The sequence below is a fragment of the Streptomyces sp. NPDC025638 genome (assembly GCF_055558775.1).
This window is the reverse complement of record NZ_JBVHLX010000030.1, coordinates 20,596-34,320: the sequence shown is the minus strand read 5'-3', so window position 1 is coordinate 34,320 and position 13,725 is coordinate 20,596. Positions and strand designations below refer to the sequence as shown.

Here is a 13,725-nt window from a genome sequence, read left to right as displayed (position 1 = left end):
CGACTTCATACAGTGATCACAGCTGGGTCTCGAGGCCGGCGTCGTGCGGAGAGGGTGCGCTCCTACGTGGCGATGCCGGCCGGTGTGGGAAGACGACGCTCGTTTGAGGAGACGGTGAACTGTTCGCCGACGACACGGACGCTCTCGGCATCGAGGGGGCGGTAGTGACGACTGCCGCAGTACTGCCAAAGGCGGGCCGTGTGCGCGACGTCGCCACCAGCGAAGGTCATCCCCAGCAGAGTTCGCCGCTGTCCGGCCGGACAGTTCGAACAGTTCCTCGCGGCGCCACACGGGAAGGCGCTGCAGGAGGCCCAAGCTGCGGGTGAGGACCCAGGCAGCGGTGACGTTGGTGTACGCGTTGTCATCCAGCCCCGGCACGGCGGCACCCGGGTAGCTGTCGTGGTACTCGTCGGGGCCGACGACACCACGGATGCGGTAGCGTCCCAGGCCGGGGTCGAAGACGGCCAGGTCAGCCCAGAAGCGGGCGATCTGCAGCATCATCTCCGCGCCCTTGGTGTGCAGGTACTCCGTGTCACCGGTGGCCTCGCAGTACTGACACACGTTGTAGGCGATCGCCGAGCCGACGTGGTGCTGGAGCCGGGAGCGGTCGGGCAGCCAGCGCCCCGAGTGGGGGTTGAGGTGCCACTCCTGGTCTCCTCGCGGCCGTCGCTGCTGCTCTGGGGCCGGGCCGCCCTAGGAGGCCACCAGAGCGTCTGCGAGGCAGGCTGAATGTATGGTGTCGTTCTTTCGCCCACCCTCTCGACCAGGAGCGGGCGGTCAAAGCAGGGGCCTGCTCGCACTGGCGCAGTGCGTGCCGTTCGTGATCGCGCTGGCCGTGCTGATCATCGAGCTCACCCCAGCTCACTTCATCTATACCGGCCCCTTTCTCACCGCGGTGCCGGCGCTGGCGGCGGTAACGATGGGCCCCAAGCGCACGGCCCTGGCGGTGGCTCTCGCGCTGGCGGTCAGCGTGACCACGGCCACCTACAACCAGGCATGGGGCACCCTGCAGGTCTATACCAACTTCCTGGCTCTGGCTCTGGTATCCGTCGCCGGTTTCATCACGAGCAGCGCCGTGCGTGCGTACAGGAGGAGCGAGCTCAAGCAGGTCCGTCGGATCGCCGTGGCAGCACAGGAGGTCATTCTGCGGCCAGTCCCCGAGCGCCTGGGCCCGGTGCGGGCGGGAAGCCTGTGCCTCGCCGCCGGGACCGGTGCGCTGGTCGGGGGTGATCTGTACGAGGCCGTGCAGACGCGGTACGGCGTCCGGATGATCGTGGGGGACGTCCGCGGCAAGGGGCTGACTGCCATGCGCGCGGTCGCGGTGGTGCTCGGCGCGTTCCGGGTGGTCGTGCACTACGAGGACGATCTGGTGGGGGTCATGAACCACTGCGCGGCCGCGCTGCGCCGGGAGGCCGCTGTGCCGGGCGCCTATCCCGAGGAATCTCTGATGGAGGGATTCACCACCGCACTCATCGCCCAGGTGCCGAACGACGAACCCGTAGTGCAGTTGGTCAACCGCGGCCATCCGCCCCCGCTGGTACTCCACGAGGGCCGAACTCAGTCTTTGATGCCCACCTTGCCGCGTCCGCCTCTGGGTCTGGAGGGTCTGATCTCCGGCCCTCCCGAGAAGCCGGAGAGCTATCCCTTCGTACCCGGGGACCGTCTGCTCCTCTACACCGACGGCGTGATCGAAGCCCGCAACCCTGGCAACGACTTCTTCCCTCTGCCGGAGACCATGGAGTCGATCGGCTTCAGCACCACCCCTAACGAGTTTCTTGAGCAACTGCACCACGCATTGATCGGCCACACTGAAGGCCGCTTGACGGACGACGTGGCGATGATCCTTGTCGACCGGTTCGACGAAGAAGTCGGCATGCCGGTCATCTGAGACCTTGGGGGCAGCCATTGGGCAGCGTGTGGATACTCACGACGATGCCGCAGAGTCCTTGCGAACTGTTCAGGCCGAATCCGCCGATCACAATGACCTCGCCCCTCACGAACGTGCGATGGGGCGGATCGCGTCGTGGTGTGGACGGCCGGTGATAGTAGGCGCCGCATAGGGCGGGGCGGCAAGACCCTGCTGGTGTGGGTGCCCGGCACTGCGACGTAGGCGTGACCTCGTGTTCGGGGGTGCGTTGTGGGTGGTGAACACCCCGTGCGTGGGCCCCGTGACACGGTGCTTGTGCTCGACGGCCCCCCGATCCCTTCCCGGCAATCGGGGGCCGTCGCGTGCTCATCCCTGTGCGAGTCTGGCGCCTGACGGAGGCCGGCGACGACACGAGGGGACGGTGGGTACGCGCTACGGGACGCCTGTCACGAGGAGCTTGCCTCGATCACTGATGGCCTGGTGGAGATCGAACCTGGTCGGCGCCGCCATCGGCCTGGCCACGACCGCGCTGGAGAAGGACGACGACCGGACGGACGAGTTGCACCGCCGGACCGGTCCGCTCAGCCCCGCCACCCGCATCCGCACCGCCACCGACGGCGGCACCGATCGGCCTCCGTCCGCCCCCGGCACGCCCCGCGCGGACGACATCGGCGAGACCAGTATCAAACTGAGCTGGACGGCGACGACGGACGACCGGGGCGTCAAGAACTACGACGTCTTCCGCGGCTCCGTCCTCGAGGCAACGGTCACCGGCACCACGGCCACCGTCACCGGCCTGACCCCGGACACCGACTACACGTTCACCGTGCGCGCACGCGACACCGCCGACCAGGTCGGACCGCCCAGCGGCGCGCTCCCCGTGCGCACCGGAGGAGGCAGCACCCCCTCGACGTACGCCAAGATCGGCTACTTCACCCAGTGGGGCGTATACGGCCGCCAGTACCCAGTGACGAAGCTGGACACCGTCGGGGTGGCGGCGAAGCTCACCCACCTCAAGTACACCTTCAGCAACATCAATCCAACCGATCTCACTTGCATGAACGGCGTCACCAAAGCCACCACGCCGAACCCGCAGGACCCAACCAGGGTGACGGGGCCGGTGCTCCTTGGCCGACTACGAGCGCTCCGTGGGCGCCGCCGAGTCCGTCGACGGGGTCGGCGACACCTGGGACCAGCCGCTGGCCGGCAACTTTCCTGTGACCGCGGGTGGATGGAACCGCGGTCTCTGAGCTTCTCTGAGCTGGCCACCGATCAGGTGACGGTCCACGACGCGCAACGTGCGAGACCCCCGGGCTGTTGATCGAGATGTCCGACGTCTCAACCGCATTGCCTGGGGGCCGCGTTGGTCAGCTATCCTGCCGCACTCAACCTGCCCCATGCGCTCGTGGAGTGGGTCACCATGCTCGTCGTCACCTGTGAGGGTGACCGGCGCTGCAAGCTGCGCCCGTCTCAGCGCGCGATGGTGGCACTGGTGTACCTGCGCGAACACACCATCCCGGCGAAGATCGCTGCCGGGCTCGGGATCAGCGAGTCCACCGCCCACGCCTACACCAGCGCGGTCATCCACCTGTTCGCTGAACGTGCGCCGGGTCTGCTGAAGGTCCTGCGCGAGGCCGATGCGGACTCCGTCCTGCTGGACGGACCTCGCCGAGTGCGACCTGGTCGGCGACGGGCGGACCGACTGCTCCCACAAGCACCGCCGGCACGGCGAGGGCCGCGGTTTCGCAGTTGCTCGTCCTCCATATTGTTTCCTTCGCGTAGCTGCGCACGGACCGCAGCCGTTTTCGCCCGCAGCCGGGCCAGGTTTGTGGCCGGACTCTCTTGACGGGCCGCCGCTCGTCGGGGCCGACGGTTGGCCGCTGTTGTCCCTGCGGGCCCGTGTCCGCAATGTTGCCCCAGCGATCTCGGGCTCAGTCGCCACCGTCGCGTGCGTGTTGCGGCCCTGGCCACGCGTACAGCGCGACAGCATCCCTCCGGAACTCCTCCGGGTCCGGGGACTCACGCCCCAACATGCCCGCGTTCCCGGACCTTTGAGATCCATTTGCAGGGTGTTCAGCTCATAGGATCAGCCGCGGACCATCCGCCTCCGGCTGACGCATTCGATAGGTTGAAGGCGCCATCTTGACTGGTGCGACTGCTGTGGGCCGTGCGTGCCTGCGCGGCTGCGAGAGTGGAAGGTCGACCCTCGCCATGCTGATCGTCATCGTGCTTGTGGTGCTGCTCGTAGCCGCCGCCTGGCTCGGTTGGGCCGCTCGCGTTGTGGTGCCTGCCGACCATGTCGGGATAGTCACCCGGCGGTTCGGCCCGTTGAGCCGCAACCCAGGCTTCAAGGAGATCAATCCGGCAAGTAGGCGCGGGGTACTGGCCCGCACGCTGCTGCCCGGGTGCCACTGGATGTGGCCGGTGGTCAACTCGGTGGACTGCGTGCCACGGGTACATGTGCCGGCGGGCATGGTCGGTGTGGTGACGGCCCTGGAGGGGCACAACCGGTCCGGACGCGGCGGTCTGGCCGCGCCCGTCGACTGCGACGACTTCCAGGACGGCGAGAAATTCCTGCTCGGCGACGGCGTACGCAAGGGGGAGCAGGGCCTCCAGGTTCAGACTCTGAGCGGAGGTCAGTCGTACTACATCAATCCCCGGCTGTTCCGAGTCGAGATGAGGCCGCGCACCTATGTGCCACCGGGCACGATTGGTCTCGTCCAGGCGAAGGAGGGCGCCGTACGGCCGCCGGACCGGATGTTCGGCCGGCATGTGGAGTGCGACAACTTCCAGGATGGGGAAGCCTTCCTTGCGGGCGGCGGTGAGCAGGGCCGGCAGCTCGCCATCCTCGGCGGCGGGGCGTACTACGACATCAACCCGGAACTCTTCGAGGTCATTACGGTCGACAACGTGTCGGCATCGCGGGACGGGCTGACCGAGGCCCACCTGAGGGAGATCTCCATCGGGGACGACTGCACCGGAGTGGTCATCACCCTGGACGGCGCCGAGCCCGGCCAGGACCTGGACGGTGCGGTGGCACCGAGGGTGCCGGGGCACAGCAGCTTCCGGCTGCCCTGGATCTTCCTGGAGCAGGGCGGACAGCGGGGCGTCCAGGAGGAGACCCTGGGCAAGGGCACCACCTGCGCGCTCAACCCATGGTTCGTACGGGTGATGGTGATCCCCACCCGGGTGCTGATCCTCAAGTGGCACGACAAGCAGAAATCCGAGGCCGACAACTACGACACCGATCTCGGGCGGATCACGGTCAACGTGGAGGGCTTCGACCTGTCCGCGGACCTCTCGCAGAACCTGCGGATCCCGCCCCACGTGGCGCCCAGGCTGGTCAGCGGGTTCGGCGGCGTCAACACCGCCGGACTGGGCGGCCCGGTCGACGACCCCGCGCCGGTGAAGCGGTTCGTCCGTGACGTCCTCGGCGCGGTCGTGGCCGGCTACTTCAATGAGATCGCCATGACGAACTCCGTGCTGGAGTTCCTCGCCGGCTACGAGCACATCCGCAAGGATCTCACCGACCGGGTCAGGCAAGCGCTGGAGAAGTGGGGCGTGGAGTCGCTGGGTACCAGCCTCAGCCGGTTCATTTCCACCGATCCGGACCTGCCCGAGACCCTCAAAACGACGTTCGTCGAGGAAGGCGGGGAGCAGGAGCTCGGCGTGACCGTCGAGAACGCCAAGCTGGACGACCTCATCGACGCCTACCGGGCGCGCGCGGAGGCCCGCCGCGCCGGCCTCGAACTCAAGGCCGAGGTGGAGGCGTTGGGCAAGGACAACGTGGCGATGATCCGCATCGTCCGTGAGCTCGCCGGCTTCGACGTCCCGGAGTACATCGGCGGGGGCGGCGACGTTTCGGCCTACCTCCAGACGCTGCCGCTGCCCGCGATGCAGGACCTCCTGGCACGGCTGCGGCAGCTGCGTACCCACCAGCAGATCAACTCGAGCACGTTACAACCGGCACGGGCCGAAGTCCGCGACGCCGATGATCTCTCGGCCGCCCGTACACCATCTGGGCGGAGCGACCATGTATCCGGCTATGTGCAGGGCGACCATGTGGACGTCGCGTCGGTAACGTTTCACGGGCCCGTGGCGGGACGCAAGACGGGTCTCGCCGCACAAGAGACGGATGGCCCGGCTTCAGAGGAACGGCGGTTGGTGGCAGAGCTCGCGGAACAGGCCGCTCCGGGCCGCGAAGTCCCCCTCCACGTCCAGATCGTGTGCGAGGCAAACGGGGGTGTCGCGTTACGGCCGTTCGCAATACCGGCAGAGGGTGCGCGATTGCACATCACCGTCCATGCCCCAGGTCTGGTGGCTCTGGGCGACCTGCAGCAGGAGCTCACGGTCTATCCGGGACGCGACTCGGACGTGGTTCGCTTCGGGCTGCGGACAGCGGCCACTGGCCTACACCGGATTACGGCACGGGCCTTCCGGGGCGGCACTTTTCTCGGGGAGGTGCACTGTCAGATTTCGGTCGAGGACGATGGGCCGACCAGGGACGGCCGAACGCAGACCGCGCTCTTGCCGAGCCTGGCGTTCGAGCCTGGGGAGGTCACGTTGCAGGTGCTGGAGAAGGACAGGAAGGCCGGCACCTTCACCTTTCAACTGCTCAGTGCCAATTGCCACCCTCCGGAGGTCTTCAGTTTCCGTGCCGGGGATCCTCGAGCGGCCGCCCGGCAGATCTTCGATGAGCTGAAGCGGGCTGCCAAGGCGGCTGCCGACGGCGACCGCAGCGTGGATCGCGCCAGGCTCCGGCGGCGACTGCGGTCTCATGGCGTCCAGCTGTGGACCTCTGCTGTCCCCGATGCGGTGCAGCACCAGTTCTGGGCTGAGGCTGATCGGATCACCGCCTTCACCGTGCTGGGGGAGCACGACATCGTGCCCTGGGAACTTCTGTATCCCCTCAATGAGGGCTGTGAGGACAAAGGTTTCCTGGCGGAGTGGCTCCCGGTGGTGCGCCGTGTATTCGATCAGGAGCGGGTCGGCAGACTCTCTCTGCCCGGTGCCGCCTTCGTAGTACCTCCCGGAACTCCGGCCGATGCTCACGACGAAGTCGACGCATTGCGGGCCAGCTTCGGTATCGATGTCGTCGACGCGGGGGTGTTGACCGAGGGCGAGGCTCTGAGGGAGCTGATCGAAGGTGGTTATGCGGGACTCCTGCACTTCGCCTGCCACAACACATTCAGTGGTGCTGGTTCCTGTGTGCAGATGGCGGACGGTGCCTTCGATCCGATCGACCTTGCCGCAGCTGCCCAGTTGCGCAGCCTGCGCCCGTACAGCCCGCTCGTATTTTTCAACGCCTGCCGCAGTGCCGGCGAGATCGACTGGTTCGGCTCAAGCCTGGGGTGGGCCCCGCAGTTCCTGCAGGCCGGGGCCGGGGCCTTCGTCGGCACGCTGTGGCCGGTGCGGTCTCAATCCGCGCTGATGTTTGCCGATGCCTTCTATCACCAGCTCATTGTCGCCAAGGAGCCGCTGGGGCAAGCTTCGCTTGCCGCTCGTAGAGCCATCAGCGATCAGGACGGTGACCCATCTTGGCTCGCCTACGCCGTATACGGCAGTCCGGCAGCCTCCGCAGACACCACGACTCCCGGCAGCACAGGCGTCAGAACCTAAAGGAGCGGCAGAGTATGGACGATCCCGTCTTCGTCATTCATGGAGTAGCCAACCGCGATCCGCAGGGCTTCACAGCGATGGTTGCCGACTTGCAAACCGCATCCGGCCACGACATGGTGCCCGTCTACTGGGGCGACCTTGGCGCCGACGACCGCTTCGTCGCGGCGGCGCTCCCTGCCTGTCCCGTGACACATCCCGGCGCCCGGAAGGGCAGCGGGCTGCGGGATGCGGACGAATCACTGGCTGCCGCAGTGCCCGAGTCGGTGCTTGCCTCAGCCTTGGCATCAGGTCCTGAGGTCCCCAACCAGTGGCAACGAGTGGAGACCGCGGTACGCGAGAGACTCGCGAGCGAAGAGCAGCAATCCGGTTCGGGCCTACGATTCCGCCCACATTACGGCGACGCGGACGGGATCCTGGAATTCCTGGCACAGGAATGGCCCATGACCGAGTGGCTGCGGCGCACGGACGATCCTCTCCTGCTCTTCGAAGCGAGCCGTTCCCTGGCCGAGGCCCTGATCGACGCTGCGGATCTCTGGGCTGACGGCGCACGCTCGTACGACGGACTACGCGCAGGCGACGAGGACGAGGGACGGCTACGGACATTGATGCGCAATCGACTGCGCGACCTGGACCGGGTGGCGGGGGCTGCGATCCAGGCGGCCGCTGGGCGCCTGAACAACACGCTGCGGACCAGGTTTGGGCCCGGAACCACACGGTTCCTGGGAGATGTACTGGTCTACCAGCGGCACCGGGAGGCGATCCATGAACGGGTGCGGAATTGCATCGACGGGGTCGATCCCGCCCTGGGGCGAAGCCCTGACCGCCCGGTGCGAGTGGTTGCCCATAGTCTCGGCGGCGTCATTGCGGTCGACATGGCGACGGCGGCCGTGCCGCTGTGGACGTCCTCACTGGTGACGTTCGGTTCCCAGGCGGCCTTCTTCCACGTGTGCGACCCGCGGGGCGGCCAAATTCTGCCATTCTCGGGAAGCCGACCGGTCGTCCTGCCGCCTTCCCTGGCCCGCTGGACGAATCTTTGGGAACCGCTCGACGTACTGGCCTTCGTCGCCGCCCGAGTGTTCCGGCTCCATGACGGCAGCGCTCCCGCGGACGTTTCCGTTCCGCACACGGCGAGCGCCGGCGTGTGGACCCACTCCTCCTACTGGGACCTACCGTTGGTGGCTTCGGAGATCAGCACGGCAATGGCCAGGCGATAGGAAGTAGTACTGCGGGCACGAGGCCCTCCGTCTGCCGACCCAACGAGCACAGTCGGTCGTCTTCTGTGCTGGTGATCCCCAGGAAGCTCAGGCGGGCCAGTTCCGCATTGCCGTACGGCGCGAGGGCGTAGCCGTGCACAGCTGCAGGCCAGAGCAGGCCCTGGTCGGCGGGCAGGCCGAGTTCGACTGGTTGTTGGCCCGGATGCCACGTCGGCAGGGTGAAGTTCCTCGCTCCGGTGAACCGAGTCCACTGCAGTGTTGACCACAGGCCGACGTCTTCGGCAGAGATCAGCAATGACCGCGTCCGTAGTTCGGGGGAGAGAAGCCTCGTGCCACAGCCGTGTCAGTGTCAGTGTCAGTGTCAGTGGCATTGTGCACTTGAGTGACCACCAGCCGGAGAGTCCCCCTGGTGATGGCGCGGGGCTACAGGTGTGACTCCAAGGCGGCGTACACCTTCTGCCAGGCGTCGGCGCCGGCCTGCGGGTCGTAGTCGGCCGGGCGGTCGGCGCAGGCGAAGCCGTGGCGGGCACCCGGGTAGGTCACCAGCTCGTGTGGCACCTCGGCCTTGGTGAGTTGCTGTTCGGCCTGCTCCCACTCCTCGGCCGGAATGATGTGGTCCAGCTCGCCGCGAAAGCCCAGCACGAAGGCGCCGCCGGCGGCGATCCGCTCGCTGGTCTCCAGCGGTGGCACGGGACCGACCAGCGGGAAGCCGCTGTTCAGCAGCCACCCAGGGTAGAAGACCGCGGCCAACTCGAAGCTCAGCTCTGTCGCCGCCCGCACCGCGATGTGGCCGCCCATGCTCAGGCCGAGGAACGCCACGCCCCGCTCTCCGGCTTCGGCGCGCGCCGCCGCGAGTGCCGCGGATCCATCAGCCACCAGCTCGTCCCGGTCCAGCGCGCGCATCAGCACCAGGCCGTCCTCGCGCTCCTCGGCGGAGTAACCGAGTTCGGTGCGGCGAGCATTGCGCCAGTAGTAGTCGGGCGCCAGCGCCGCGTACCCGGCCGCCGCCAACTCCGCGCAGGTTCCGCGGACGTAGGCGTTGACTCCATACAGCTCGGAGCAAACCACCACGGCGCCCCGCACCTCACCCGCCGGGCGGTGCACGTACGCCTCGATGCCGCCTGCCTCGCCGAGTGTCTCCCACCGACCAGTCATCACTGCCCCCGTGTGCCAAGCGTTGAATTTCGGCTCAACTCTAGTGTGTGACATCGGCGTTCACCCTCGGCATTTCTCGATGCCGCGTCTGCGGGCTTCCAGGTGGTCGATGTCCACGCTGCCCAGCGACAGAGCTGCGCTGCTGCTTGAAGACGGTGAACATCGGAAGCGCTGGAGCCCAGAAGACCACGGTCACTGCCTCTACCGATGGGTACTGGCGGTGGAGTTTCGCCGCGCCGGCATTCGGGCTGCGGTGCGACACCAGCGTCCCGGCGGGTGAAGCATCGTCGTACGGTCTTCGGAGGGCTCGTGCCCGGCCCCTGGTCCTCGTGGTCGCGGTCGTCTGCGGTGGGCCAGGTCTCGGGCTGGACGGCACCCTTGAGCCGGTAGTGGTCACGGATTACGGGCCCTCGACTTGGCCGCCGACCTGCTGCGCCTGCGGGGCAAAGTCCTGCAGGTGAACGCCTCGGGCGACGCTGTGGGCAGCAGCGCGAACGGGAAGGGCACCTGCGCGGGCAAATGCAAGGTCACCGAAGCAAGTTCGCGTCCCAGGCGCTGAGCCAGCACAAGGAGGCTCTCGGGCAGTTCTTCTTCGACACCACTATCCGCACCCGTTCCAAGGGCAACAAGGGTGCGGGCAAGGGAACGGCCAACCGGAACTTCACCACCGCTCCAGCAGGGAGGGGAAGAACGACCCGGTCCGCACCTTCGGGATCTTCAGATGAAGTGTCGCCGGCCTGCGTGGTCAGCAGGCGTTCGCGGTGTCCGTTGCGCCAGGTCGTGCGCTTGTCGGAGTGCTCGCCCGGGGCGGCACCGATCATGCCGCTGGCCTCGGCCTCGATGAGCTCCTGCAGGATGCGCTCGCACACCACCCTGATTGCCTCAACTCCGTCGGCCCGACGTAGTGACTCAAGCAGCCGCATCAGCTCGGACTGGGACAAGGTCACCGCGTGCTCCTCCGGTTGAACTGCCCGTTCACCAGGGAGACTTGCGCGATGGCCTGTCCTTGCTCAGGGAGCATGCACGGTCAGCGGATGCACGCCCCGGGCAGACACCCGCGCGTTCGGGGACCACGCCCGGCTACACCACTTCATGGGACGCGATCTCTCCCCGTCATCAGCCCATCGAGAGCCGGCTTCCTGCAGAGCGGAACAGCGCCCGCCCCATATGAGTCCCGGCAGCACTCGACACCTCGCCTGGCGTACTGGACCGCCCAGGAACGAAGGACTGCGACGCGATCTCCCGACCTCTAAGGGAGGCTGGTGTTGCACTCTGTGATGGGCGGATGCTGCTGAGTTACGCGGCATCCCACGGAGGGACGCTGGGGCGTGCGCGCTGCCGCCTTGGCAGGGCTGCGTGGGTGTGAAACGCTTTATCCGGGACATATGCCCCCGTCTGCACGCCGATCTCGAACGAGTGAGCCCGGCTGCTCTGTCGGGAGTCCAGCCGGGTCCAGGCTCCTGTTCGGGGAGTGAGGACAGCCATGACGACGACCGAGCACGCTCACCCCGGTGACGATCACAGTGACCCTACGTTGTACCGCACTCCGGCCGATGCCGTCGCCGCGCCCCCGGAGAAGGTCGCCTACGTCGTCGGTTTCGACCCAACCGCACAGCGCGCCGACGCTTTGTTCACCGTCGGTACCGATCCTGAATCCCCCGACTACGGCCGCGTGATCTCCCACGCCGAGCTGCCCGACCCGGGCAACGAATTGCACCACTTCGGCTGGAACGCCTGCTCGAGTGCGCTGGCCCATGCCGGTCACCATCACGCCGCGCGGCGCTACCTCATCGTCCCGGGACTCCGCTCATCGCGGCTGCACGTCTTCGACACCAGCCCCGATCCTGACCACCCTCACCTGGTCAAGGTGGTCGAGCCCGAGGAGCTGGCCGCCAAGGCCGGGTACTCCCGCCCGCACACACTCCACTGTGGCCCCGACGGAATGTTCCTGTCCTGCCTGGGTGGCGCGGACGATGCGGACGGGCCTGGCGGCGTCGCGCTGCTGGACCACGAAAGCTTCGAAGTGCTGCGTGCCTGGGAGAGCGAGCGCGGACCGCAGCGGCTCGCCTACGACGTCTGGTGGCATCTGCGCCAGAACATCGCCGTGACCAGCGAGTGGGGGTCCCCCTCGATGATCGAGAACGGCCTTGTCCCCGAACTGCTGCTGGGTCGCCGGTACGGCCACTCACTGCACTTCTGGGAACTGGATTCCGGCCGGCATGTGCAGAGCCTCGACCTCGGGGACGAGAACCAGATGGTGCTGGAACTTCGTCCCGCGCACGATCCCGAGGCGATGTGGGGGTTCACGAACACCGTGGTCAACGTGGAGGACCTGTCGGCATCGGTCTGGTTGTGGAACCGGGAGGGCGACGACTTCGTGGTCCACAAGGTGATCACCATCCCTGCCGAGCCCGCACAACCGGAGGACCTGCCCCCGGCGCTGCAGCCGTTCGGCGCCGTGCCCCCGTTGATCACCGACATCGACCTGTCGGTGGACGACCAGTGGCTGTACGTATCCGCATGGGGAACCGGCGATCTGCATCAGTACGACGTGAGCGACCCATTCCATCCGAAGCAGACCGCGTCCGTGCGTCTTGGCGGCATCATCGGCCGACAGCCGCACCCCGCCGAGCCCGACACTCCGCTGACCGGCGGAGCACAGATGGTCGAGCTCAGCCGCGACGGGCGGCGGGTGTACCTGACGAACTCCTTGTATGCCGCCTGGGACGAACAGTTCTATCCCGAGGGCATCGACCCGTGGATGGTCAAACTCGACGCTGACACCGCGCACGGCGGGCTCTTGGTCGACAGCGGCTTCTTCCCGCACGGCACGGAGTTCTCCGGGTTGCGCGTGCACCAGACCCGCCTGCAAGGCGGCGACGCCTCCTCGGATTCGTACTGCTACCGCCGATGACATGCTGATCTCCTTGCTCTGCGCGGCAGGCGCGCATACCGACGAGGGGACGGGGTGGCAGCTGCCCTCCACCGAAACGCTGGTGGCCGTAGTTCTGGTGGTTGTGGCCACTACGGCCGGCGCCTGGCTGGCACGGCACGGATCCGGCCGGTCGGAGCTTCTGCTTGCCGCGGCGTCAGGGATTCTGCTGATCATCGCCGTCCTCGATCTTCTGCCCGCCGCGTGGGATGAAGCGCAACAGGTCGGCGTGCCGCAGTGGGCAGTGCTGCTGGCGGCGCTCGCCTCGTACGGGGTGACGGGCGCAGTGGCCCGTATCGGCTGCCCGTGCGAGCGGGGTCGTGCGGGCGGTATCGGCTCGGCAACGGGGCTCGGTCTGCATCGCTTTCTGGAGGGGGCGACCCTGGCATTGACGTCGTCGGTCGCCGTGATGGCGGCGCTCCTCGTGCACGCGGCCGGCGAGGGACTGGCGCTGGCCGCCCTGCTGGGGGTGAACCCGAAGAGGCGCGTGGCTCCATGGATCGGGCTGGCCTGCTTGAGTCCGGTCGCGGGAGCCTTCGTGACGAGTGCCTTGCCCATCCCGGCCGGCCTCATGCCACTGCTGCTCGCCCTCATCGGTGGCGTACTCGCACAGGCGGCCTGGGTGGCGCTCGTACTCGCCCATCAGCAGCGGCCCGCGGACCGGCGAGTCCTCGCAGTCCCGGCCGCGGCGGCGATGACTCTCGCCGCCGCCCTCACCGCGCTCGTCCTCCTTGTCGGGACAGACAACCACTGAACCCGAGGGGGCAGTCGGCGCCAACGTGCGAAGTACCGGTGCTTGGGACGGTCTTGTTGGGGCGGCAGCGTACCGAGCCGACGAGCCCGTCCACCGAGCACCCAGCGGTGTCCGCGGCGATGCGACAGTGTTTCGTGGCAGCAGAGCGGCCCCACCTTGCGGCCCGGTCGCGGGGTGGGCCGGG

7 protein-coding genes and 3 pseudogenes are annotated in these 13,725 nt (G+C 67.6%); 7 read left to right on the top strand and 3 right to left on the bottom strand.

What is annotated here, in order from left to right; genetic code table 11:
- Positions 1-192: 192 nt before the first annotated feature.
- Positions 193-680 (bottom strand): annotated as a pseudogene (locus tag ACZ4EG_RS43250) (glycoside hydrolase family 65 protein); the annotation flags it as partial.
- Positions 681-811: 131 nt separating this feature from the next.
- Here ACZ4EG_RS43250 and ACZ4EG_RS43245 point away from each other — a divergent pair.
- From ACZ4EG_RS43245 to ACZ4EG_RS43225, 5 genes and pseudogenes are all read left to right on the top strand, one after another.
- Complete coding sequence (locus tag ACZ4EG_RS43245) at positions 812-1,888, top strand: PP2C family protein-serine/threonine phosphatase (RefSeq protein ID WP_467794553.1); 1,077 nt, start codon at positions 812-814, stop codon at positions 1,886-1,888.
- Positions 1,889-2,339: 451 nt separating this feature from the next.
- Positions 2,340-3,188 carry a fibronectin type III domain-containing protein gene (locus ACZ4EG_RS43240; RefSeq protein ID WP_467794552.1) on the top strand — a complete coding sequence of 283 codons (849 nt, stop codon included), beginning with the start codon at positions 2,340-2,342 and terminating at the stop codon, positions 3,186-3,188.
- 42 nt (positions 3,189-3,230) lie between these two features.
- Positions 3,231-3,597 (top strand): annotated as a pseudogene (locus ACZ4EG_RS43235) (helix-turn-helix domain-containing protein); the annotation flags it as partial.
- A gap of 481 nt (positions 3,598-4,078) precedes the next feature.
- Positions 4,079-7,486: a CHAT domain-containing protein gene (locus ACZ4EG_RS43230; RefSeq protein WP_467794551.1), complete on the top strand. Its 3,408-nt coding sequence runs from the start codon at positions 4,079-4,081 to the stop codon at positions 7,484-7,486.
- Between the two features lie 14 nt (positions 7,487-7,500).
- Positions 7,501-8,700: a hypothetical protein gene (locus ACZ4EG_RS43225; RefSeq protein ID WP_467794550.1), complete on the top strand. Its 1,200-nt coding sequence runs from the start codon at positions 7,501-7,503 to the stop codon at positions 8,698-8,700.
- Between the two features lie 423 nt (positions 8,701-9,123).
- On the opposite strand, the gene ACZ4EG_RS43220 is transcribed toward ACZ4EG_RS43225, so the two are convergent.
- Both ACZ4EG_RS43220 and ACZ4EG_RS43215 read right to left on the bottom strand, forming a co-directional pair.
- Positions 9,124-9,855, bottom strand: coding sequence for a dienelactone hydrolase family protein (locus tag ACZ4EG_RS43220; RefSeq protein ID WP_453562078.1), 732 nt, complete (start codon positions 9,853-9,855; stop codon positions 9,124-9,126).
- A 667-nt stretch (positions 9,856-10,522) separates the two neighbouring features.
- Positions 10,523-10,802 (bottom strand): annotated as a pseudogene (locus ACZ4EG_RS43215) (transposase); the annotation flags it as partial.
- 536 nt (positions 10,803-11,338) lie between these two features.
- On the opposite strand from ACZ4EG_RS43215, the gene ACZ4EG_RS43210 reads away from it, so the two are divergent.
- Together ACZ4EG_RS43210 and ACZ4EG_RS43205 are read left to right on the top strand one after the other, a co-directional pair.
- Complete coding sequence (locus ACZ4EG_RS43210; RefSeq protein WP_467794549.1) at positions 11,339-12,769, top strand: selenium-binding protein SBP56-related protein; 1,431 nt, start codon at positions 11,339-11,341, stop codon at positions 12,767-12,769.
- Between the two features lies 1 nt (position 12,770).
- Positions 12,771-13,541, top strand: coding sequence for a ZIP family metal transporter (locus ACZ4EG_RS43205; RefSeq protein ID WP_467794548.1), 771 nt, complete (start codon positions 12,771-12,773; stop codon positions 13,539-13,541).
- Positions 13,542-13,725 lie beyond the last annotated feature (184 nt).